We start from the raw sequence: 22,230 nt of genomic DNA, 5'->3' as shown, positions 1-22,230 counted from the left end.
GCGGGCGTCAGTTCGAGGCGGCCAGCACCGGTCCGGAGTCGTGGCGCTCACGGTTGACCCGGCGGACCACCCAGATGGTGATCGCCAGCAGCACCGCGTACGGCGGATAACCGAGCAGCAGCCGGGAGACGCCCAGCGCGGTCTCCATCGAGGCCAGGTAGAAGCCGGCCTGCACACCGACCTTGAGCAGCCAGACGACGCCCCAGAGCACGGTCAGCCGGTTGAAGGTGCGGATCAGCACGGGGTCGGCGCGCCACTCGGACCGGCCACCTGCCGCGAGCACCGACCAGATCCAGCCGACCAGCGGTTGGCGGATCACCACTGAGCCGAGCAGGGCCAGCCCGTAGCCGATGCCGTACAGGATGCCCGGCAGGTAGAAGTCGCGTTCCTCGCCGGTCCGCCAGGCGAGCAGGGCACCGATGCCGATGCCGAACAGCCCGTTGACCGCGTGCCGGATCGGACGGCGCTGCAGCAGCCGGACCACCGCGATACCGACCGCGACACTCACCGCGGCGATCAGCGCCACCGACAGGTCCCAGATGACGTTGCAGACCACGAAGACGGCGATCGGCACGCTCGACTCGACGAGCCCGCGCCAGCCGCCGAGCTGCTCGGCCATCTGCTCGGTGATGCTCGGCAGGCGTTCCTCGTCGTCACTGCCGGCTGCCGGGGGGTGCTGTCCAGAGGTCATCGGCACCGCCTTCCTTTGTTGGTGGCGGCGCCGGACGTGACCGGCCGGCTCACCGGGGGGATTCCAACTCGTAGTGCGGGTTGTAGATCACCTTACGGTCGTCGCGGACCGCGACCCGGCCGCGGGCGGTGAGCTGGCGACCCGGTTCGATACCGGCGATCCGTCGCCGGCCCAGCCAGACCAGGGTGACGACGTCGCTACCGTCGTAGAGGTCGGCCTCCAGGCTCGGCAGGTTGGTCCGAGGGCAGTAGACCACGGTACGGAGCCGACCGGAGACCGAGACAACCTCGCCGCGGTGACACTGCCCGGCGGGGGTAGCTCCGCACTCGGCGCTCTCCCGCTGTAGCTGTTCGGCGTCCAGCTCGGCTTCGGTGGCGGCGAGCCGGCGCAGGAACCGGCGCAGCGACGGACGGCGTTCATCGATCGCCATGACCGTCTGCCCCTCCTCGACGTCGCCGGTGCGGCGCGGATCCACGTCGGGTGCGGACCGCCCCACCAGGGTACGCCGCGACCGGCACCGGCCAACTGGCCGGTGCGCCCGGCCATCGGTGCGCCCGACCCGCCGGTGCCGCTACGGCATGGCCGGAGACGGCTTACGGCATGGCGGCGGCGCGCTACGGCGTGGCCGGCGGCGACTGCCGCGCCTGCTCGGCGAGCTCGCGGGGCAGCCGCAGCGGCAGCGGTTCGCGTACCGGCTTCGCCTCCTGGCCGCGGTCGACGACCAACCCGCGCAGCACCTCGGTGAGCGTCGCGGCGGCCGCCGGGTCCACGGCGGCCGGGCCCTGGAACAGCGCCCGCACCATCCAGCGTGGTCCGTCGATGCCGACGAACCGCAGGTCGGTGCCGCCGTCCGGAGTACGCACCTGGGCCAGCAGCTCAGGGCCGTACTCGCCGGTGGTCTCCCGGACGGTCGCCCCGTCGCGGCGCAGCGATTCGGTGATCTCGACGCGCACCTCGTCCCAGATGCCCTCGGTACGCGGTGCGGCGAAGACCCCGAGCTGCAGCGCGCTGCCCCGGTTGGCGAGGACCACCTGCTGGATCGCCCCGTCGGGGTTGGCCTGCACCCGGACCTCGACCCCTTCGATCGCGGGGATCTGCAGGCTGCCCAGGTCGAGCCGGCGGACGCCGGTCGGGGCCTCGGTCACGTCGTACGGGCCCTGCGTCGGGTTGCCGGGCGCCAGGTCGTCGGTCTCGGGACCGACGGGTCCGTCCTGCGCGTGCCGGCCGCGCCCGCGGCCGCGGGAGAAGACCACGATGCCAACCTTCCGTATGTGCTGTCGTTGGTCAGCGGGCTGCCGGTTCGGCCGGGGTCGGCTGGGCCACGACGGACAGGCCGGCATGGCCGCCGGTCGAGCCGTGCCCGGCGGAACCTCGCGCCGAGTCGGGCAACTCGTCAACGACAGAGAACTCTGCTGTTTCGACGCGTTGTATCACAAGTTGCGCTATCCGGTCACCTCGACAGATCCGGGCCGGCCGGGACAGATCGTGGTTGATCAGGTTCACCAGGATCTCACCGCGGTAGCCCGCGTCGACCGTACCGGGGGCGTTCAGCACGGTGACGCCCAGCCGCGCGGCGAGGCCGGAGCGGGGGTGGACCAGCCCGACGTACCCGGCCGGCAACGCGACCGCCACCCCGGTACGCACCAGCGCCCGCGCGCCGGGCGCCAACTCGGCGTCCTCGGCGGCGTACAGATCGGCTCCGGCGTCGCCCGGATGGGCGTAGCCCGGCACCGGCAGACCCGGATCGAGCCGGCGTACCGCCACCCGCACCGTGTCAGACATGGACCCCCACCCTCTCCGCCACCGCCGACCGGGACGACCTCTGCAGACCACAGGCCGCCGAACACACCCCGCTGCCGGGCCCGTACCCTCGGACGACGTGGCACCCGCTTCCGCCGAACCCGACACACCGTACCGGGCCGTCGTGCACTACCGGGAGCGACTCCGCCTGCCGTGGTGGCTCTGGGTGGGCGGGTCGGCGCTCGCGGCCTTCCTGGCGGCCGAGGTCTGGATGGGCACCTCCGGGGTCCGGGCCTGGCTGCCGTTCAGTGTGCTGCTGCCGTCGACCGTCGCCGGCCTGTGGTGGCTGGGGCGAATCCCGATCCGGGTCACCTCGGACGAACTTCAGGTCGACGACGCCCGACTTCCCCTGCGGTACGTCGCCGAGGTCGTCGCCCTGGACGGGGACGGGCGCCGGGAACTGCTCGGAGTAGGCGCCGACCCACTGGCGTTCGTCATCCAACGGCCGTGGATCGCCGGCGCCGTACAGGTCGTACTGGACGATCCGGCGGACCCCACGCCGTACTGGGTGGTGAGCACCCGGGACCCGGTCCGGTTGGCCGGCGAGATCCGCGCCGCCCAGCAGAGCCAGGCAGCCGGCGCGACCGGTGACCGCGCGACGGATGGCGGCGCCACTGCCGACCCGCCGGCCAGCTGAGACGCCCGGATCATTCGGGCCGTGGGCGCACGCCCCCGATCGCCGGTGGAGCCGGCGGATGCATCAGACCGAGCGCCCGCCGCTGGCTGCGCAGGTCGGCGCGGACGCGGTCGGCGAGAGCCCGGGTCGCCCGACGGTTGAGGTAGCTGGCCACCGCCGCGCCGGTCAGGAACGGGCCGAGGGTGGTGAGGTTGCGGCCGAACCGGCGGAGCAGCAGCTCGCCCAGCTCGCGACGGGCCGCGGTACCGAGCACCGCGCCCACTCCGACACCGGGCACCATCGGGTTGACGCCCCGCTGGTTGGCCCAGGCGTGGATCATGTTGACGGCGCGTTCCGTGCCGGCGCCGGGCACCGGTACGCCGTACACCTGGTGCAGCTCGCCGACCAGTTTGAGCTCCACGGCCACGACGGCGACCGTCTCGGCAGCCAGCAGTACCGGCGCGGACAGCAGGGTCGGGGTGACGGTCCACTGGACCGCCGAGACGCCGCCACCCGCCGCGCCGATCCCGGCGCTGACCCGGCTGGCGTTGCGGATCAACCGCTCGGCCAGTTCCTCGTCGTCGAGGCCCGGATGGTGCCGGCGCAACGTGGCCAGGTCGCGGACCGGGAGGTACGGGGCGACGTCGGCCACCGCCTGGACCAGCCACCGGCCCGCCGCCGCCGGCTTGAACAGCTCGGTCACGCCGCGCCGACGCAGTTGTTCCACGAGCCGCCCGAGCAGGCGTCGCCGGTCGACCGGCGGAGTCGCGTCCCCGGTCAGTTCGGCCACTGTGGCGGCGAACCGGTCGGTCCCGGCCCGGTCGCCGTCCGGCGCGGAACGGTCGGGATCGGTCATGCTGCCTCCAGAGCCGACGGCCGGACGCGGTCACGGCGACTGCGGCGACCTCGTGTCGAGGTCGCCGCGTGTCCCCCTCTTCCCCCCGTTTGTCGTCAGGTGCACTCGCGACAGATCAGCTCGTTGTTGCGCTCGACGGCGAGTTGGCTGCGGTGGTGGACCAGGAAGCAGCGCGCGCAGCGGAACTCGTCCGACTGCATCGGCAGCACCTTCACCGTCAGTTCCTCGTCCGCCAGGTCGGCACCGGGCAGCTCGAAGCTCTCGGCCACCTCGGCTTCGTCCACATCGACGGCGCCCGACTGTGAGTCGACGCGCCGTGCCTTGAGCTCCTCCAGGCTGTCCTCGCCGAGGTCGACCTCGTCGCGACGCGGAGCGTCGTAGTCGGTGGCCATCGGTTCACTCTCCCGTATCGTTCAGTCGCTTCCGGTGATAACGCCGGACGACGGTATTTCGGTTCCCATGCGAGCCTTGGTGGGACCACATCCCGGCGAAACGTCCCGTTTTGCGCCGTTTTGCGGTTGCCGCAGGAAACTCCCCCCGCGAGCGCGGTACCTTACCCCTCTCTGGCCGACGCATGTATACCGCCCTTGTGGGACTGATGTACGCCCAGACGCCGGAAGTTGTTCCCAGTGTGACTCAGGCGACACGAAGATAGGGGTACCCGCCGGCCGATCGGCGCCGGCACGCCGGCCGGACGGCGAGCTGTTTACCGTGCCGTCCGGACAACCGCTAACCTCGGCGGGCATACTCGGTACTCGCCAGTGCGGCGGGCCGACACCCGGCACCGCCACACCTCGCAGGGGGCCAGATCCATGAGCTTTGCGCGCGTGCGAGCGCTCGTCGTCATCGGTGGACTTGTCGTGTTCGCCCTGGTCTTCGTCATCGTCGCGATGGTCCGCGACAGCCAGGGTGGCGAGGCCACCGCGACCGCCTGCCCGGACGGCTGGGCCCTGGCCGACGTCCAGCTACGGGAGGCCAAGGACGTCCGGCTCAATGTCTACAATGCGACCGACACCAGCGGGCTCGCCACCAACATCGCCGACGATCTGAGCAACCGCAACTTCCAGATCGAGGAGGCGGCCAACGACCCGGAGGGCCGGCGGATCGACGACGTGGCCGTACTGCGGTACGGCCCCGAGGCGGTCGGCTCCGCCCACCTGATGCGCGCCTACTTCCTCGACCAGGCCAGGACCGAGTACGACCCGGCCCGCGAGGACGACATCGTGGACGTGGTCATCGGCAACGCCTTCCGGCAACTGGCGACCACCACCGAGGTGAACCAGTCACTGGCGGCACTGGGCAAGCCGGTGCTGCCGCCGCAGACCTGCGCCGCGCCCGAGGACTGACCGACCGCGACTGGACTGACCGACCCGGGCGTCACGGCCCACCGGCGGCGTCCAACCGGATCAGGTGCCCCTGCAGCGCCGGGAACAGCGCCGGTGGGGCGGCCACCACCATCTGCGGGCCGACCGGAGCCCCGGCCAGTCCGGCGACCAGCAGACCCGCCTCCGCCGCCACCAGACCCCCCGCCGCGTGGTCCCAGGGGTTGAGCCCCTTCTCGAAGTACGCGTCGACCTGGCCCTCGGCGGCCAGGCACAGGTCGATCGCCGCCGCGCCGAACCGGCGGATGTCCCGCACGTGCGGTATCAGGCCGACGAGCACCTGCGCCTGGTGTACCCGACGCGCCGAGTCGTAGCCGAACCCGGTGGCGACCAGGGCCTGGGCCAGCTCCGACTGATCGGAGCCGGCCAGCCGTCGCCCGTCGCGGTAGGCACCGCCGCCCCGCACGGCGGTCCATTCGGCCCCGGTGGCGGCGTTGCGCACCACTCCCGCGACCACTTCGCCGTCCACCTCAGCGGCGAGCGACACGGCGTAGTTCGGCAGCCCGTACAGGTAGTTCACCGTGCCGTCGATCGGGTCGAGGATCCAGCGCACCCGGCCCCCGGCCGGGGCGGAGTCGCCGTACTCCTCGCCCAGCACGGAGTCGGTCGGGCGCCGCTCGCGCAGCGCCGCGACGGCCTGCCGTTCGACCGCTCGGTCCGCGGCGGTGACCACGTCGGTCGCGGTGCTCTTGGTGGCCAGCCCGGAGACCCCGGCCCGGCGCATCTCGGCCGCGGTACGCGCCGCCGCCCGCGCGACGTCGACCGCGATCTCCAACAGGTGGTCCGGTTCGGGTGTCCGCTCCGCCATCGTCTCCCCTTCTCCGCCGTACGCCCGGTCGCCGGCCCCGCTGACGGACCCGCGAGGGCCGGCCGGGGACCGGGTGGCCGCCTCGGCCGGGTGGTCAGCGACAATCACCCGTACGGCAGGGGTAACATCCTGTCAAAGTCCACGTTCGTTCCATGTCGGTGGCCCCCGACCGGCGGCTGGCTCGCGCGTGGCGGGATGATCCCCACAAACGGCGTTACAATTCACGCCTGCCCTCGTGTCACGGTCAGCCGGTCCGGCCGGTGGAGCGGTCGCGGGGGGACACAATCACAACCGGCACGTCGCTCCGCGCTGCGGTGGCCGGTCCGGCCGTGCTCGTTCATCGCCTCCGGAAGGTCATTCGTGACAGAACTCCGCCACACCGGCGCCGACGTACGCTCGCTAACCGACACCCTGATCGCCCATGCCGAACAGGCCGGCGGTCAGCTAACGTCGGCCGAGGTCGCACGGACGGTTGAGTCCGCCGAAGTGACTCCGGCCCAAGCCAAGAAGATTCTCCGCGCGCTCGCCGACGCCGGCGTCACCGTCGTGGTGGACGGCTCGGCCAGTACCCGACGCCGGGTCGCCGCGGCCCGGTCCGCCACCCCGGCGTCCAAAGCCACCACGGCCAAGACCACCCGTCGGGCCCCGACCGCCCCGAAACAGGCGCCGGGCCCCGACGAGCCGGCCCCGGCGGTGGCTGTGCCGGCGAAAAAGGCCACCACCCGCAAGGCCACCACGGCGGCGGTGCCGGCCGCAGCGCAGAACGGCACCCCGGCCGAGGAGTCGGCGGCCAAGCCCGCCGCGAAGCCCGCGCCGAAGAGCACCCGGACCCGGGCCGCCAAGGCGGCCGGTGGTGCCGCCCCGGCCAAGGCCGCCGGCGCCACGCCGGCCGGCAAGGCCCCGGCCAAGGCGGGCAAGGCCACAGCGAAGGACGGCAACAACCCGGACACGCCGGACGAGGAGATCGATCCGGAGACACTCGCGGCAGAGATCGAGGACGTCGTGGTGGAGGAGCCGGCCGAGCTCGCCCAGGCGGCCGAGGCCGACGCCACCCGGGACAACGACTTCGAGTGGGACGACGAGGAGTCCGAGGCGCTCAAGCAGGCCCGCCGGGACGCCGAGCTGACCGCCTCGGCCGACTCGGTCCGGGCGTACCTGAAGCAGATCGGCAAGGTGCCGCTGCTCAACGCCGAGCAGGAAGTCGAGCTGGCCAAGCGGATCGAGGCCGGGCTGTACGCGGCGGAGCGACTGCGGGCCGCCGACGAGAGCGACCAGAAGATGCCCACCCAGCTGACCCGGGACCTGGGCTGGATCTCCCGGGACGGGGAGCGGGCCAAGAACCACCTGCTGGAGGCGAACCTGCGGCTGGTGGTCTCGCTGGCCAAGCGGTACACCGGTCGGGGGATGGCCTTCCTCGACCTGATCCAGGAGGGCAACCTCGGCCTGATCCGGGCCGTCGAGAAGTTCGACTACACCAAGGGCTACAAGTTCTCCACCTACGCCACCTGGTGGATCCGCCAGGCCATCACCCGTGCCATGGCCGACCAGGCCCGCACCATCCGGATCCCGGTGCACATGGTCGAGGTGATCAACAAGCTGGGTCGTATCCAACGCGAGCTGCTGCAGGACCTGGGCCGGGAGCCCACGCCGGAGGAGCTGGCCAAGGAGATGGACATCACACCGGAGAAGGTGCTGGAGATTCAGCAGTACGCCCGGGAGCCCATCTCGTTGGACCAGACCATCGGCGACGAGGGCGACAGCCAGCTCGGTGACTTCATCGAGGACTCCGAAGCCGTGGTGGCGGTGGACGCGGTCTCCTTCTCGTTGCTGCAGGACCAGCTGCAGCAGGTGCTGCAGACCCTGTCGGAACGCGAGGCCGGGGTGGTCAGGTTGCGGTTCGGTCTCACCGACGGGCAGCCGCGGACGCTGGACGAGATCGGACAGGTCTACGGGGTCACCCGGGAACGGATCCGCCAGATCGAGTCCAAGACGATGTCCAAGTTGCGACACCCGTCACGTTCACAGGTGCTCCGGGACTACTTGGACTGACCGGTTCAGGACAACCCAATGTGTAACTTTGGTCACTTGGCGTCTACCAAGCCCAGGTCATCACGGCGTTACCCGGCGGTGATCGTTGACGTGGCACCCTTGGTTCACGGCACACTGTGCCTACCAGGTGTGAGCCCGGTCCCCCGGGGGCACATCGGGAAGGCGGGGACCCCCGCCGGTGTTGGACGATGGGTGACAGACCGAAGAGTGTGTTCATCGGTGACGACCAGAGGAGGAAGGCGATGACCCCGACTCTCACGCCTCCGGAGACGGTGGATGCCCTAGGCGCCGATGAACGGTGCGACCGGTGCAACGCGGCCGGCAAACTACGGGTGACCTTGGCGGGCGGCAGCGAGTTGGTGTTCTGCGGACACCACGCCAACAAGTACGCCGACGATCTCGTCAAGATCGCGGTGCAGTTCAAGGCCGACCCTGAGTTCACTTGGCGTGGCGCCGATCTGATGGCCAACTGACACGACGAGACCACCTGGACAGCGACGACGGCTGGGCCCCACCGGACGGTGGGGCCCAGCCCTTCTTTTTGGCCGCGCCAGCTGCTTATTCAACCAAGTTGTTGCGAAGCTGCCCGGGATCAGCATACCCTCTTGTTCAACCAGAAGGTTGAACAACAGGGAGGTGCCGGGTGAGCGAGGACCAGCTGTCGCGGGTGTTCGCGGCGCTGGCCGATCCGACCCGCCGGGACATCGTCACCCGGCTGACCGACGGCGACGCCACCGTCAACCAACTGGCCGCGCCCTACGACATCTCCGTGCAGGCGGTCTCCCGGCACATCAAGGTGCTTGAGGACGCCGGCCTGGTCAGTCGCAGCCAGGACGCCCAGCGGCGGCCCTGCCACCTGGAAGCCGAGGTCTTCGACCTGGTGTCCCGGTGGCTCGACCGGTACCGCCAACGCGCGGAGGAGCGGTTCAGCCGGCTGGACGCCGTACTGGCCGCGCTGGACGACGACCAGCCGACCACCGACCGGCACAGCACCCACGGAGTCGACCCCGAACAGCAAGGAGCAGCGTGAAAGCCACGACCACGACCGACGACCCGACCGCCCGTACCCGCATCGAGGCGCACCCCGACCTGCCCTGGATCCGGATCATCCGCGACTTCGCCGCGCCCCGGACCCGGGTGTTCCGCGCCTGGATCGACCCCGACCTGGTCAGCCAGTGGCTCGGCCCGAAGGACCTGGAACTGCGGATCGAACACTGGGACGGCCGCACCGGCGGCAGCTACCGCTACGCGAACTGGCGCGACGGCGAGCAGATCGCCGGATTCTACGGTTCCTTCCACGAGGTACGCCCCGACGAGCGGCTGGTGCAGACCTTCACCTACGACGGGGTGCCCGACGGGGTCAGCCTGGACACCGCCACCTTCGAGGACCTGCCGGACGGCGGTACCCGGGTCACCGTACTGTCGCTGGTCGAGAACCTGGTCGCTCGCGACCAGATGCTGGCCAGCGGGATGGAGCACGGCGTCCGCGAGGGGTACGAGAAGCTGGACCACCTGCTGGCGACCGGCTGACCGGCACCTACCCGGGTCACAGCGTCTGCACCATCGCGATCCGCTCCTCCAGCTGCTCGATGGTGGCCTGCGCGCTCGGTGGGCCGCCGCACCGCCGCCGCAACTCGGCGTGGATCTTGCCGTGCGGCAGCCCGGTGCGGTGGTGGTGCGCGGCGACCAGGGCGTTCAGCTGACGGCGCAGGGTGATCCGCCGCTCCCCGGCGGTCGGTGGCCGTTCCGCCGGCCGGGCGGCGGGTACCGGTTGATCCGCCGACCGGGCCCGCCGCTGCGCCGCGACCTGCTCGGCCTGCCTACGGTTCAGCAGTACCGTGACCTGATCGGGGGTGAGCAGGCCGGGCAGGCCGAGGTACTCCTCCTCCTCGAGGGTGCCGGCCTGGGCCCCGGTACCGAACGAGGCGCCGTCGAAGATCACCTGGTCCAGCTCGGCGGTGGCCGACAACGCCTCGAACCGCTTCTCCAGCTCCCCGCTGGCCTGCTCGTTGCGCTGGGCACGCTCCAGCAGATCGTCGTCGAAGCCCTCCCGTTTCTTGGCCGCCCCGATCACATGGTCCCGCTCGGCCTCCATCTCACTGGCCAGCCCGAGCAGGTGCGGGACACTGGGCAGGAACACCGTCGCCGACTCCCCCGGCCGGCGGGCCCGGACGAACCGGCCGATCGCCTGGGCGAAGTACAGCGGCGTCGAGGCGCTGGTCGCGTACACGCCGACAGCCAGCCGGGGGATGTCCACCCCTTCGGAGACCATCCGGACCGCCACCATCCAGCGCTGCTCGGACCGGGCGAACGCGGCGATCCGGGCCGACGCGCCGGCGTCGTCGGAGAGCACCACTGCGGCCTTCTCCCCGGTCAGTCGCTCCAGCAGCCGGGCGTACGAGCGGGCCGCCGCCTGATCGCTGGCGATGACCAGACCACCGGCGTCGGACATGCCGCCGTCACGTAGGAAGGTCAGCCGGGCGTCGGCCGCGCGCAGCACCGCCGGCATCCAGTCCCCGGCCGGATCCAGCGCGGTCCGCCAGGCCTGGGCGATGAGGTCCTGGGTCATCGGCTCGCCCAGCCGGGCGGCGAGTTCGTCCCCGGCGCTGGTCCGCCACCGGGTCTCCCCCGAGTACGCCAGGAACAGCACCGGCCGGACCACTCCGTCGCGCAGCGCGTCGGAGTAGCCGTAGATGCTGTCCGCCCGAGACCTCGGCAGGCCGTCGCCGCCCGCTTCGTAACGCACGAACGGGATCGGGTTGTCGTCCGAGCGGAACGGCGTACCGGTGAGCATCAGCCGGCGGACGGCCGGCTCGAACGCGGCCTTGATCCCGTCGCCCCAGGACCGGGAGTCACCGGCGTGGTGGATCTCGTCGAGGATGACCAGCGTCCGCCGGGTCATCGTGCGCCGCCGGTGCACCTGGGGGGCCATCCCGACCTGGGCATAGGTGACCACCGCGCCGTGAAAGTCGGCGGCCGAGTGCAGGTCGGCGTTGCGGAACGCGGCGTCGAGCTGGATGCCCACCCGGCCGGCCGCCGCCGCCCACTGGGTCTTCAGGTGCTCGGTCGGTGCGACCACGGTGACCGCCTCGACGGTGCCGTCGGCCAGCAACTCGGCCGCGATCCGCAGCGCGAACGTGGTCTTACCGGCACCCGGCGTGGCGACGGCGAGGAAGTCCTCGCTGCGCCGGCGCAGATACTCCACCAGTGCCCGGCGCTGCCAACCGCGCAGCGCCGGGAACGTGTCGACCGTCGGCATGGTGGTCGGCACGCCAACCCCTTTCCCCCGTGATCGGGCCCGGACCAGCCGGCGATCACGGAACCGTCTACCCGCTCGTCCGGCGGCCGTGACCGGAGTGCGGTCGACGGCCACGAAAAGGCCCTCGCGGCCGGTGGACGCGAAGGCCGATCGGAGTCCGGCTCAGCCGGTCATCGACTCGTAGATCTCCTTGCACCGGGGGCAGACGGGTGATCCGGGTTTCGGCGTACGGGTCACCGGGAAGCGTTCGCCGCACAGTGCGATCACGAAGGTGCCCATGACGGCGCTCTCGGCGATCTTGTCCTTGCGGACGTAGTGGAACATCTCCGGGCCGTTGTCGGCGTCGGCATCCTTGACCTCGGGACGCTCAAGAACCTCGGTAGTCACGTCGTCTCCCACCTCCAGGCTGAGAGTTTGGCAGTTTGTGGCGTACGGGTCCAACGTCCGGCGCGACCCCCGCCCCGTACCGTGGTGATCATGGCAGAATCCGCAGGCCGCACCGGGCCGTTGCACTACGACATCCAGTACGGCGCCGAGGTGGCCGACGCCCGCCGGGACGGACGGGCCATCGTCGCCCTGGAAAGCACCATCATCGCACACGGCCTGCCCCGACCCGACAATCTGCGGGTCGCCCGCGAGATCGAGGCCGCGGTACGGGCCACCGGCGCGGTGCCGGCCACCATCGGCATGCTCGGCGGTCGGCTGGTGGTCGGCCTGGACGACGCCGAGCTCACCCGGCTGGCCGGCTCCGACACCGTCGCCAAGCTCTCCGCCCGGGACCTGGCGCTGGCCGCGGCGAGCGGCGTGGACGGGGCGACGACGGTCGCCGCCACCAGCGTGGTCGCGGCGGCGGCCGGGATCGGCGTGTTCGCCACCGGCGGGCTCGGCGGGGTGCACCGGGAGGCGGCGCAGACCTTCGACGAGTCGGCGGACCTGGTCACCCTGGCCGGTACGCCGATCACCGTGGTCTGCGCCGGGGTGAAATCGATCCTGGACGTGGCGGCCACCCTGGAGCGGCTGGAGACCCTCGGCGTGGCGGTCGCCGGCTACCGCAGCCGGCGGTTCCCCGGCTTCTTCGTCACCGACAGCGGCCACGACCTGCACTGGTCGCTGGACTCGCCGGAGCGCGTCGCCGAGGTGATCCGGGCGCGGCGCCGGCACGGCCTCGGCGGGGGTGCGCTGGTGGTGGCGAATCCGCTGCCGCCGCAGGAGCAACTGGATCCGGGTCTGCACGACACCACGCTGGCCACCGGGCTGGCCCGGATGGCCGAGGCGGGCGTCACCGGCAAGGAGGTCACCCCGTTCCTGCTGGCGCACTTCCACTCGGCCACCGCCGGTGCCAGCCTGGCGGTGAACATCCGGATCATCCTGCGCAACGCCGAGCTCGCCGGGCGGATCGCCGTGGCGGCGGCGGAGGCGGAGGCCGCCCACGCGGCGGAGTTCGCCGGCGCCGCGGAGTCCACCGGCACGGCGGGGTGACCGGCGACGGGATGGCCCTCAGTCGGCCGAGCCCCGGCCGGGTCCTGGTCGTCGGCGACCTGGTCACCGACGTGGTGGCCGTGCTCACCACACCACTGGCGGCCGGCACGGACACGGCGGGCGGGATCCGGTTCACCGGCGGCGGCCAGGCCGCCAACACCGCAGCCTGGCTGGCCGCGCACGGCGTACCGGTGACGTTGGTGGCGGCGGCGGGCGACGACGACCTCGGGGACATCCGGCTGGCCGAGCTGGCCGAGGCCGGGGTCGACCTCGCGGTACGGCGCTGCCCGGGCACGGCGACCGGCACGGTGATCGTGCTGGCCCACGGTGAGCAGCGGTCGATGGTCGCCGACCGAGGTGCCAACCTGTCGCTGCGGGCCGGTGACGTCGACGACGCCGTGGCGCTGTACCCCGACGCGACACACCTGCACCTGTCCGGCTACCCGCTGCTGCACCCGGGCAGCCGGGAGGCCGGCCGGCACGCGCTGGTCGCCGCCCGGTCGCACGGCATGTCGACCAGCGTCGACGCGGCGTCGGCGGCTCCGCTGCTGGCCGCCGGACCGGCGAGGTTCCTCGACTGGGTACGCGGGACCGACCTGCTGCTGGCCAACCTCGACGAGGCCACGGCGCTGGGGCTGGCCGACGGACTGCCGACCCCGGCACCGGTCCGGCGGCTGGTGGTCAAGCGGGGCTCCGGCGGAGCCGTCTGGCACGAGCCGGCAACGGTGATGTCGCCGGCGACGGTGGTGTCGGCGGCGGCTGCGACCGTGCCGGTGGTCGACCCGACCGGTGCCGGTGACGCCTTCGCCGCAGGGCTACTCGCCGCCTGGCTCGCCGGCGATGATCCGGTGACCGCACTGGCCGCCGCCGGGCGGGCGGGCGCGACGGCGGTCGGGGTGGTCGGTGCCCGGCCAATTCGCCGAGGCGGGTCAGGGCTCGACGTCGATGACGCGGACCGGTGACGGCGTGGTCGGCACCGCGCCGACCTGCGCCGGGCCGCCCCGTGGAGTGGGTTGGCGCCGCTGGTTGCGCATCCGGTGCCGGTCCTTCGGCGGCCGGTCGTTGGCGAGCAGCACGGCCAGCCACGGCACCAGGATCATGCCGACCGCGCAGATCGGCAGCCACAGCCAGAGCAGCGGCGCCTCGCTGGTCACCAGGACCGCGCCGACGATCAGACAGATGCCCCGGATCGACATCATCAGCACGTACCGACGTTGTCGGCCGCGCAGTTGGTCTCCCGGGCTCGGTTCGGCGTCGGTGATCACGGTCGGTTGCCCAGCGGTCCGTCGCACCGTGCCTCCTCGTGTCGCGTACCGCCATCGTCGCACCTGCCGGCGCACGTCGCCGAACGCCCAGCCGCAGACGTGACCGGCGAGACGCGGCTGCTCAGCCCTTGGCCGCCTTCGCCGCCGCCTTCATCTGCTGCTTGTGTTCGCGTACCCGGACCAGGGAGTCCTCGTCGACGATGTCGGCCACCGAGACGTGCACCCCGTCCCGGCCGAACTCACCGGCCGCTTCCCGCCAGCCCGTCGGCTGTACGCCGTACCGCTTGCCGAGCAGCGCCAGGAAGATCTGCGCCTTCTGCTTGCCGAAGCCCGGCAGCTCGCTGATCCGGGCCAACGCGGTCGGCCCGTCCGGGGCGTCGGTCCAGATCCGGGCCGGGTCGTTGTCGTACCGGTCGACGACGATCCGGCAGACCTGCTGCACCCGGGTGGCCATCGCCTTCGGGAACCGGTGCAGCGCCGGCCGCTGGGCGAAGACCGCGATCAGCTCGTCGGGGTCGTACTCGGCGAGTTCGCGGGCGTCCGGCTGGTGCCCCAGCCGCAGACCCAGGTCGTACGGCGCGGAGAAGGCGCGCTCCAGCGGCACCTGCTGATCCAGGACCATCGCGACGACCAGCGCCAGTGGGCTGCGCCGCAGCAACTCGTTGGCGTCCGCGTCGATGGGCAGCGAAAGGCTCATCCGCGTATCCTGCCGGATCGGAGCAGATCGCCCGGCGACGACCCGCCCCGCCGGGCAGGATGGGCCAGGATTAGTCAGCTGACCGGGCAGGATGGCAACGTGACCGACGACATGACCGATTACCCCGCGCTGCTCGACGCGGCCGGGATCGACCAGTTGCGGACCGCGCTGACCGCGGCCCGGTTCACCTCGACCGGGATCGCCGAGCGGTTGGGGCCGCAGGCCACCTCCGCAGTGGCCCGCAACGATCATCGGGAAGCGCTGCGGCGCACCGCCGACGGTGATCCGCTCGCCACCCTGATTCGCCTGTTCGTCTGCGCCCAGACCGAGCCGGCCGACACGGTCGCCGCCGCACTGGCGCCGCTGCCGCTGGCCGACGCGCTCGCCGCCGGACTGGTGGAGCAGTCACCGGACGGACCCGGACTGCGGCAGGGCGTCGACCTGGAGCCGTACGGCGACGCCTGGTGGGTGATCTCAGACGTGCCGTCGCACCTGCGGGCAGGCCAGCCGCTCGCCGCCGATCACGTCCTCGGCATCGGGGGCTCGTCGACCACCCTGGCCGGTGCGGTGCACCGGCGGCCGGTCGGCGCGGCGCTGGATCTCGGCACCGGCTGCGGCGTACAGGCGCTGCACCTGGCCGGCCACGCCGACAGCGTCACCGCGACCGACCTGTCGGCCCGGGCGCTGCGGTTCGCGGCCACCACCGCCGCCCTCAACGGCCAACGGTGGGAGCTGCTGCACGGTGACCTGACCGCGCCGGTCGCCGGTCGCCGGTTCGACCTCGTGGTCAGCAACCCGCCGTTCGTGGTCGGACCGGGCACCGCCACCCACACCTACCGCGACTCGGGCCGGATCGGCGACGGAATCTGCGCCGAGCTCGCGGCCGCCGCCCCGGATCTGCTCACCGACGGCGGCACCATGCACTACCTGGCGAACTGGATGCACGTCGCCGGGGAGGACTGGACCGAACGGGTCGCGGGCTGGCTGGCCGGCACCGGGCTGGACGGGTGGGTGATCCAGCGGGAGGTGGCCGACCCGGTCTCCTACGTCAATCTCTGGCTGGCCGACGCCAGCGAGGGCCCGGACGCGCACCGGGCCGCCGCCTGGCTCGACTGGTTCGACGCGCAGAAGGTCGAGGCGGTCGGCTTCGGCCTGGTCACCCTGCGCCGCAGCGGACACGCCGACCCGGTGGTCCGGGTCGAGGAGCTGCGCCAGCAGGTGACCCCGCCGCTGGGCGACCGGGTCGACGAGTGGTTCGCCCGGCAGGACTGGCTGCGCGCCCGCGACGCCGCCGGTCTGCTCGACGCCCGCTACCGGGCCGCCGACGGGCTGCGGCTGCAGCAGGAGGCCGGCATCGGGGACGACGGCTGGGCGGTCGACCGGCAGACCGTCACGTTGACCGGTGGGCTGCGCTGGACCGAGGAGATCGATCCGCTGGTGCTGGCGGTGGTCGGCGGGTGCACCGGCCGGTTGCCGATGCGCGAGCAGCTGTCGCTGCTGGCGCTCGCGCACGACGTACCCGAGCAGGAGCTCGCCGAGGCCGCCGTGCCGGTCCTGGCCCGGCTGGTCGAACGCGGCATCCTGCTGCCGGGGTGACCGGCGGAGGGGTGACCGGCTGACCGGCCGGCTGACACGGCGGGCTGACCGGCCGGCTGACACGGCGGGCTGACCGGCCGGCCGGTGTGGCAGGCTGGCCGGTATGCGGGCGGTGGTGCAGACGGTCGGTCGGGCCTCGGTGACGGTCGACGGCGAGGTGGTCTCGGCGATCGGCCCCGGTCTGCTGGTGCTGCTCGGGGTGACCCACACCGACACGGTCACGACCGCCGCCGAGCTGGCCCGCAAGGTCTACGAGCTGCGGATATTCCCGCCGGATCCGGCCGGCGAAAGCTCCGCCGAGCGCTCCGCCGCGCAGCTGGCCGCGCCGGTCCTGGTGGTCAGCCAGTTCACCTTGTACGGCGACGCGCGCCGGGGACGACGGCCGAGCTGGTCCGCCGCCGCCCCGGCGGAACTGGCCGAGCCGCTGGTGACGGCGGTGGTCGAGGCACTGGCCGCGCGCGGCGCGACGGTACGCACCGGACGGTTCCGGGCGCACATGCAGGTGGAGAGCGTCAACATCGGACCGCAGACCATCCTTCTGGAACTGTGACGTCACTGTCAGCAACCGCCATGCGGTGTGCGGCAACGGTCAGGTCCCAAATTCATGCCACCTGGCCCCCGGCTAACCGTGACTTCACGCCCTACCCGGCAAGCTGGTTGTCACCAGCGGCACTCCGCTGCTGGCTTACCACTTGTCGACGCGGGGAGGCGACTGAGAGTGGTCACGCGTACCATCGAAGACGACATCGACACCACCGTCCAGGTCACCACCGACGGTCAGCACGACCTTGACGCCACCGACGACCGCGGCGCTTCGGCCGATCTGGTCCGCGCATACCTGAACGGGATCGGACGCACCAAGCTGCTCACCGCCGTCCAGGAGGTGCTGCTGGCCAAGCGGATCGAGGCCGGGCTGTTCGCCGAGGAGAAGCTCGCCGGGCCCGACCGGCTGTCCGCGCAGCTGAGCGCCGACCTGGCCGTCGTCGCCGCCGAGGGCCGCGCCGCCAAGGACCACCTGCTGGAGGCGAACCTGCGGCTGGTGGTCAGCATCGCGAAGCGGTACACCGGTCGGGGGATGGCCTTCCTCGACCTGATCCAGGAGGGCAACCTCGGCCTGATCCGCGCCGTCGAGAAGTTCGACTACGCCAAGGGCTACAAGTTCTCCACCTACGCCACCTGGTGGATCCGCCAGGCCATCACCCGTGCCATGGCCGACCAGGCCCGCACCATCCGGATCCCGGTACACATGGTCGAGCAGGTCAACCGGATGGTACGGGCCCGCCGTGACCTGTCGGCGACGCTGGGGCGGGAGCCGACGATCGGCGAGATCGCCGCCGCCATGTCGGTGCCCGAGTTCCAGGTGATCGAGCTCATCTCCTACGACCGGGAGCCGGTCAGCCTGGACCAGACCGTCGGCGAGGACGGCGAGAGCGCCCTCGGCGACTTCGTCGCCGCTGTCGACCCGCGCGAGCAGGGCGGGGAATCCGCGTCCGAGGGCAAGCTGCGCAACGAGGTGGAGATCGTCCTGTCCACCCTGTCCCAGCGGGAGCAGGCGGTGATCCGGCTGCGGTTCGGGCTGGACGACGGCCGGCAGCGCACCCTCGACGAGGTGGGCCGGGAGTTCGGCCTGTCCCGGGAGCGGATCCGGCAGATCGAGAAGGTCACGCTGCTCAAGTTGCGGCATCCGTCGCGGGCGCAGCGGCTGGAGACGTACGCCGGCTGACCGGGGGGACAGCCGGCGGATCGGGGGCGGCGGCCGGTCGGAGCAGGGGCTCCGACCGGCCGCGCGACGTCAAGACGGTCACCGCCGGCGCGGCCAGTCTGGTGCGGTCACCGCCAGCGCAGCCGTTCGGTACGGTCACCGCCGGCGCGGCCGTTCGGTACGGTCACAGCCGGCGCGGGCCGGTGTCCGGGCGGGCATCCGGCGGACCGACCACGACGCTGGCGTGCAGCACCGCCAGCCCGTCCGGCCGGGCCAGCACCGGGTTGAGCCGTAACCGGTGGACCTGCGGCTGCTCGTCGGCGAGCCGCCCCACCCGCAGCAGCAGATCGACCAGAGCGGCCCGGTCCACCGGGCCGGCTCCCCGGTAGCCGGACAGCAGCGGTGCCGCCCGGGGTTCGTCGACCAGCCCGGCCGCGTCCCGGTCGGTCAGCGGCGCGGCCTGCCAGGCCCGGTCACCCAGCAGATCGGTCGCTACGCCGCCCAGCCCGAAACCGACCACCGGGCCGAAGGTGGGGTCGGTGGTCGACTCGACCACGCAGGCGACGCCGGGTGGCACCATCCGTTGGATCAGCACCTGCGCGCCGAACTGGGCCGCGACGTCACGGTACGCCCGTTCCACCGCGTCCACGGTGGCCAGATCGAGCCGTACCGCGCCGAGGTCCAACCGGTGTCGCAGTCCGTCCGCGGCGGCCTTGAGCACGACCGGCAGGCCGAGCCGCCGCGCGGCGGCCACCGCCTGGTCGGCCGAGGCGGCCGGGATCGAGTCGACCACCTCGATGCCGTACCCGGCGAGCAGCCCGACCGGGTCGACCGGGTCGACGGTCAGCGCGGCACCGGCCGCAGCCGGGTCGATCCCGGCCAGGTCCGGCACCGTACCGGGCGGCTCGCGCAGCCAGTCGGCGTAGTCAGCGACCCGGGCCAGCGCCCGGACCGACTCCTCCACCGACGGGTAGGTCGGCACCCCGGCCGGCGGCCGGCCGACCAGCAGCGTCGCGACCGTCGGCTTGTCACCGGCGAGTGCGACGCTGGCCAACGCCGAGGTGAAGTCGGCGTCCTCGTCCGCCAACTGGTTGGGCAGCGGCGGCGCGAACACCACCACCAGGGCGTCCACGGCGGCATCGACGGCGGCGTCGGCGAGCGCGTCGGCGAGCGCGTCGGCGAACTCGTGCGCGCCGGCTTCGGGCGCGACGGTACGCGGGTAGTCGGCCGCCACGGCGAGCCGCTGTGCCCGGCAGGCCGCCGCAGCCAGCATGGTCAACGCCGACGAGTTGCCGACCACGGCCACCCGCCGGCCGACCGGCAGCGGCTGGTTGGCCAGCAGGGTACCGACGTCGAACATCTCCGCGACCGTGTCGACCCGGATCACCCCGGACCGGGCGAACAGCCGGGTCACCGCGGCGGCGTCCGGGCCCTGCTCGACGGGTGCGGCCGGGCCGGCGCCGGAGGCCAACGCCACCACCGGCTTGGTGCGCCCGATCCGGCGGGTCAGCCGGGCGAACTTGCGGGGATTGCCGAACGTCTCCAGGTACAGCAGGATCACGTCGGTGCCGGGGTCGTCCTGCCAGTACTGCAGCAGGTCGTTGCCGGAGACGTCGGCCCGGTTGCCGGCCGACACGAACGTCGACAACCCGAGCCCACGCCGGTCCGCCTCGGCGAGTAACGCCACGCCGAGCGCACCGGACTGGCTGAAGAAGCCGACCCGGCCAGCCGGCGGAAGCTGCGGCGCCAGCGTCGCGTTGAGCCGGATCCGAGGGTCGGTGTTGGCCACGCCGAGACAGTTCGGTCCGACCACCCGCAGCCCGGCCACGTGCGCGGTACGGATCAGTTCCCGCTGGGCGGCGGCGCCGGCCGGGCCGGACTCGGCGAACCCGGCCGAGATGACCACGACGCCGTGGGCGCCGGCCGCGGCGGCGTCGGCGACCACGGCCGGCACCGCGTCCGGCGCCACCGCGACGACCGCCAGGTCGACCGGGTGGCCGGCGTCGGCCGCCCGACGGTACGCGGGCAGCCCGCCGATGCGGTCCACCGCCGGATGTACCGGGACCACGTCCCCGGTGAACCCGCCGTCGCGCAGGTGACCGAGGACGGCCGCGCCGACCCCCTGGCCGGTGGCGCTGGCACCGTAGACGGCGACTCCCCGCGGGGTCAGCAGCCGGGCGATCGACCGGGCCTCGGCGCTGTGTTCCCGGCTCCACTGCACCTGCAGGGACGCCTCCGTCGGGGCGATCGGAAAGCTCAGGTGGACCACGCCGTCGGCGTACCGGCGGCGGACCTGGAAGCCGGCGTCGGCGAAGACCCGCAGCATCGGCGCGTTGACCGGCAGCACCTCGGCGACGAACGAGGTGACGCCTTCGGACCGGGCGGCGGCGGCGAGATGCTCCAACAGCACCGAACCGACGCCCCGGCCCTGGTGGGCGTCCTCGACGACGAAGGCGACCTCGGCTTCGGGCGAGCCCGGACCCATCCGGTCGTAGCGGCCGACCGCGAAGATCCGGTCACCGGAGACCACCACGAACGCCTCCCGGTCGTGGTGGTCGACGTTGACGAAGCGCGCCAGGTCGCGGTCGGGGATCCGCGGGTACGGGGAGAAGTACCGCAGGTAGCGGGTGCGGTCGGAGAACCGGGCGTGCATCGCGACGATCGCGTCGGCGTCGTCCGGGCGGATCTGCCGCAGGTGGACAGTGGTGCCGTCGCGCAGCAGCACGTCAGCCGATCGGTCCATGGTCAGTCCCGGGGGTCGTGCGGATCGAGTCCGTGCAGGGGGAAGACCGCCCGGCGGGTCGCCATGATCGCCCGGTCGATCGGGTCCGGGTCACCGGCCGGCTGCCACGGTTGGAAGTCCAGGTCGGCCTCGTCGGTCATCCGCAGCGGGACCTGTCGGCCGGGGCAGCGGGCGGCGGCCAGCTCCCGCCACCGGGGCGGGGTCAGCGTGGCCGGGTCGATCGGCGCGCCGGTGGCGATCGCCAGCAGATGGGTCCAGGCCCGGGGCACCACCTCGACCAGGGCGTACCCGCCGCCACCGGTGGCGACCCAGCGGCCGCCGCAGTGCTCGTCGGCGAGGGCCCGCAGCGTCAGGTACGCGGCCCGCTGGCCGTCGACGCTGAGCCCCAGGTCGGCCAGCGGGTCGAGCCGGTGCGCGTCCGCCCCGCACTGGGTGACGAGCAGCTGCGGCCGGAAGGCGCGCAGCAGCGACGGCACCACGGCGTGGAACGCACGCAGCCAGCCCTGGTCGGCGGTGCCGGACGGCAACGCGACGTTCACCGCGCTGCCCTGCGCGCCGGGGCCGCCCACCTCGTCGGGGAATCCGGTGCCGGGGAACAGCGCCAGCGGCGTTTCGTGCAGGCTGACGGTGAGCACCCGCGGGTCGTCGTAGAAGATCTCCTGCACCCCGTCGCCGTGATGCACGTCGATATCCACGTACGCGATGCGTTCGGCGCCGAGGTCGAGCAGCCGGGCGATCGCCACCGCCGGGTCGTTGTAGACGCAGAACCCGGCGGCCCGGCCGGGCATCGCGTGGTGCAGCCCGCCGGAGACGTTGACCGCCCGCCGTACGTCGCCGCGCCAGACCGCCTCGGCGGCGGCCATCGTGGCACCGGCGACCAGCGCGCTGGCGTCGTGCATCCCGGCGAAGGTCGGATTGTCCGGGGTGCCGAGGCCGTACCCGGAGAAGAACGGGTCGTCGTGCGCGACCCGGACGGCGTCGAGGTAGTCGGCCCGGTGCACCCGGGTGAGCGCCGCGTCGTCGGCCGGCGCCGGGGCGAGCAGCCGCACACCGGGGCGGTCCAGCAGTCCGTACTCGCGGGCCAGCGCGATGGTCAGCTCGACCCGTACCGGGTCCAGCGGATGGTCACCGAGGTCGTACGTCAGCAGGCGCTCGTCCCAGACCACCAGCGTCGCGTCGGTACCGCCCGCCGCCCGTGCCTGGTTCGTCCCGTTCGGCAGCTGACTCGTCCCGTCCGACATCTGGCCATCGTCGCACGCACCTGCCGACCCCGGGCCAGCCCGGCCG

General features: G+C 72.7%; 24 protein-coding genes. 11 read left to right on the top strand and 13 right to left on the bottom strand.

The window, feature by feature from the left end; translation table 11 throughout:
• Nucleotides 1-7: 7 nt before the first annotated feature.
• The 4 genes from O7629_RS06700 to dut all read right to left on the bottom strand — a co-directional run bounded on the left by O7629_RS06700 (nucleotide 8) and on the right by dut (nucleotide 2,473).
• Nucleotides 8-691: a DUF3159 domain-containing protein gene (locus O7629_RS06700; RefSeq protein WP_278168156.1), complete on the bottom strand. Its 684-nt coding sequence runs from the start codon at nucleotides 689-691 to the stop codon at nucleotides 8-10.
• A gap of 49 nt (nucleotides 692-740) precedes the next feature.
• Nucleotides 741-1,121, bottom strand: a complete 381-nt coding sequence (locus tag O7629_RS06695; protein ID WP_278168155.1) for an OB-fold nucleic acid binding domain-containing protein — start codon at nucleotides 1,119-1,121, stop codon at nucleotides 741-743.
• Nucleotides 1,122-1,305: 184 nt separating this feature from the next.
• A complete protein-coding gene (locus tag O7629_RS06690; protein WP_278168154.1) occupies nucleotides 1,306-1,944 on the bottom strand; it encodes a DUF3710 domain-containing protein in 639 nt (212 codons plus the stop codon).
• 31 nt (nucleotides 1,945-1,975) lie between these two features.
• Entirely contained in the window at nucleotides 1,976-2,473 is a 498-nt protein-coding gene (gene dut, locus O7629_RS06685; RefSeq protein WP_278168153.1) for a dUTP diphosphatase, read from the bottom strand.
• Nucleotides 2,474-2,570: 97 nt separating this feature from the next.
• Here dut and O7629_RS06680 point away from each other — a divergent pair, with 97 nt between their 5' ends.
• The gene (locus O7629_RS06680; RefSeq protein WP_278168152.1) at nucleotides 2,571-3,128 is read left to right on the top strand and encodes a DUF3093 domain-containing protein; all 558 of its coding nucleotides are present in this window, start codon (nucleotides 2,571-2,573) and stop codon (nucleotides 3,126-3,128) included.
• A 10-nt stretch (nucleotides 3,129-3,138) separates the two neighbouring features.
• On the opposite strand, the gene O7629_RS06675 is transcribed toward O7629_RS06680, so the two are convergent.
• Nucleotides 3,139-3,963, bottom strand: coding sequence for a hypothetical protein (locus O7629_RS06675; RefSeq protein ID WP_278168151.1), 825 nt, complete (start codon nucleotides 3,961-3,963; stop codon nucleotides 3,139-3,141).
• A gap of 95 nt (nucleotides 3,964-4,058) precedes the next feature.
• The gene (locus tag O7629_RS06670) at nucleotides 4,059-4,355 is read right to left on the bottom strand and encodes a DUF4193 domain-containing protein (protein WP_123600728.1); all 297 of its coding nucleotides are present in this window, start codon (nucleotides 4,353-4,355) and stop codon (nucleotides 4,059-4,061) included.
• Between the two features lie 435 nt (nucleotides 4,356-4,790).
• Here O7629_RS06670 and O7629_RS06665 point away from each other — a divergent pair, with 435 nt between their 5' ends.
• Nucleotides 4,791-5,309, top strand: coding sequence for a LytR C-terminal domain-containing protein (locus O7629_RS06665; protein WP_278168150.1), 519 nt, complete (start codon nucleotides 4,791-4,793; stop codon nucleotides 5,307-5,309).
• A gap of 31 nt (nucleotides 5,310-5,340) precedes the next feature.
• On the opposite strand, the gene O7629_RS06660 is transcribed toward O7629_RS06665, so the two are convergent.
• Nucleotides 5,341-6,153 (bottom strand): inositol monophosphatase family protein, encoded by an 813-nt coding sequence (locus O7629_RS06660; protein WP_278174433.1) that lies wholly within the window; start codon nucleotides 6,151-6,153, stop codon nucleotides 5,341-5,343.
• Between the two features lie 360 nt (nucleotides 6,154-6,513).
• Between O7629_RS06660 and O7629_RS06655 the strand changes: the two genes are divergently transcribed.
• From O7629_RS06655 to O7629_RS06640, 4 genes are all read left to right on the top strand, one after another.
• Nucleotides 6,514-8,202 (top strand): RNA polymerase sigma factor, encoded by a 1,689-nt coding sequence (locus O7629_RS06655; protein ID WP_278168149.1) that lies wholly within the window; start codon nucleotides 6,514-6,516, stop codon nucleotides 8,200-8,202.
• Between the two features lie 242 nt (nucleotides 8,203-8,444).
• On the top strand, nucleotides 8,445-8,675 hold the full coding sequence (locus O7629_RS06650) for a hypothetical protein (RefSeq protein WP_123604458.1): 231 nt from the start codon (nucleotides 8,445-8,447) through the stop codon (nucleotides 8,673-8,675).
• 170 nt (nucleotides 8,676-8,845) lie between these two features.
• A complete protein-coding gene (locus O7629_RS06645) occupies nucleotides 8,846-9,232 on the top strand; it encodes a metalloregulator ArsR/SmtB family transcription factor (protein WP_278168148.1) in 387 nt (128 codons plus the stop codon).
• On the top strand, nucleotides 9,229-9,732 hold the full coding sequence (locus O7629_RS06640) for an SRPBCC family protein (protein ID WP_278168147.1): 504 nt from the start codon (nucleotides 9,229-9,231) through the stop codon (nucleotides 9,730-9,732). Before O7629_RS06645 ends, O7629_RS06640 begins: the two co-directional genes overlap by 4 nt.
• 16 nt (nucleotides 9,733-9,748) lie before the next feature.
• Here the strand turns inward: O7629_RS06640 and O7629_RS06635 are convergent, their stop codons facing one another.
• A complete protein-coding gene (locus O7629_RS06635) occupies nucleotides 9,749-11,461 on the bottom strand; it encodes a DEAD/DEAH box helicase (protein ID WP_278174432.1) in 1,713 nt (570 codons plus the stop codon).
• A gap of 162 nt (nucleotides 11,462-11,623) precedes the next feature.
• On the bottom strand, nucleotides 11,624-11,848 hold the full coding sequence (locus tag O7629_RS06630) for a DUF3039 domain-containing protein (RefSeq protein WP_123600724.1): 225 nt from the start codon (nucleotides 11,846-11,848) through the stop codon (nucleotides 11,624-11,626).
• 90 nt (nucleotides 11,849-11,938) lie between these two features.
• Between O7629_RS06630 and O7629_RS06625 the strand changes: the two genes are divergently transcribed.
• On the top strand, nucleotides 11,939-12,940 hold the full coding sequence (locus O7629_RS06625) for a pseudouridine-5'-phosphate glycosidase (RefSeq protein ID WP_278168144.1): 1,002 nt from the start codon (nucleotides 11,939-11,941) through the stop codon (nucleotides 12,938-12,940).
• 11 nt (nucleotides 12,941-12,951) lie between these two features.
• Nucleotides 12,952-13,902, top strand: a complete 951-nt coding sequence (locus O7629_RS06620; RefSeq protein WP_278168142.1) for a carbohydrate kinase family protein — start codon at nucleotides 12,952-12,954, stop codon at nucleotides 13,900-13,902.
• On the opposite strand, the gene O7629_RS06615 is transcribed toward O7629_RS06620, so the two are convergent.
• Both O7629_RS06615 and O7629_RS06610 read right to left on the bottom strand, forming a co-directional pair.
• Nucleotides 13,870-14,232 (bottom strand): DUF3099 domain-containing protein, encoded by a 363-nt coding sequence (locus tag O7629_RS06615; protein ID WP_278168141.1) that lies wholly within the window; start codon nucleotides 14,230-14,232, stop codon nucleotides 13,870-13,872. The two genes, O7629_RS06620 and O7629_RS06615, sit on opposite strands and share 33 nt — an antisense overlap.
• A gap of 94 nt (nucleotides 14,233-14,326) precedes the next feature.
• Nucleotides 14,327-14,902 (bottom strand): HhH-GPD-type base excision DNA repair protein, encoded by a 576-nt coding sequence (locus tag O7629_RS06610; RefSeq protein ID WP_278168140.1) that lies wholly within the window; start codon nucleotides 14,900-14,902, stop codon nucleotides 14,327-14,329.
• A gap of 111 nt (nucleotides 14,903-15,013) precedes the next feature.
• Between O7629_RS06610 and O7629_RS06605 the strand changes: the two genes are divergently transcribed.
• The 3 genes from O7629_RS06605 (at nucleotide 15,014) to sigB (ending at nucleotide 18,221) form a co-directional block, all read left to right on the top strand.
• Nucleotides 15,014-16,498 carry a methyltransferase gene (locus O7629_RS06605; RefSeq protein ID WP_278174431.1) on the top strand — a complete coding sequence of 495 codons (1,485 nt, stop codon included), beginning with the start codon at nucleotides 15,014-15,016 and terminating at the stop codon, nucleotides 16,496-16,498.
• Between the two features lie 103 nt (nucleotides 16,499-16,601).
• Entirely contained in the window at nucleotides 16,602-17,048 is a 447-nt protein-coding gene (dtd, locus tag O7629_RS06600; RefSeq protein WP_278168138.1) for a D-aminoacyl-tRNA deacylase, read from the top strand.
• A 195-nt stretch (nucleotides 17,049-17,243) separates the two neighbouring features.
• Entirely contained in the window at nucleotides 17,244-18,221 is a 978-nt protein-coding gene (gene sigB, locus O7629_RS06595; RefSeq protein ID WP_278174430.1) for an RNA polymerase sigma factor SigB, read from the top strand.
• Between the two features lie 163 nt (nucleotides 18,222-18,384).
• On the opposite strand, the gene O7629_RS06590 is transcribed toward sigB, so the two are convergent.
• Both O7629_RS06590 and O7629_RS06585 read right to left on the bottom strand, forming a co-directional pair.
• The gene (locus O7629_RS06590; RefSeq protein ID WP_278168137.1) at nucleotides 18,385-20,943 is read right to left on the bottom strand and encodes a bifunctional GNAT family N-acetyltransferase/acetate--CoA ligase family protein; all 2,559 of its coding nucleotides are present in this window, start codon (nucleotides 20,941-20,943) and stop codon (nucleotides 18,385-18,387) included.
• Between the two features lie 2 nt (nucleotides 20,944-20,945).
• On the bottom strand, nucleotides 20,946-22,184 hold the full coding sequence (locus tag O7629_RS06585) for an acetoin utilization protein AcuC (RefSeq protein ID WP_278168136.1): 1,239 nt from the start codon (nucleotides 22,182-22,184) through the stop codon (nucleotides 20,946-20,948).
• Nucleotides 22,185-22,230: the final 46 nt, after the last annotated feature.

It is taken from the genome of Solwaraspora sp. WMMD792 (genome assembly GCF_029626105.1).
Classification (GTDB): Bacteria; Actinomycetota; Actinomycetes; order Mycobacteriales; family Micromonosporaceae; genus Micromonospora_E.
Note: the sequence above shows the minus strand (reverse complement) of the source record. Positions and strands in the feature narration are given on the sequence as shown.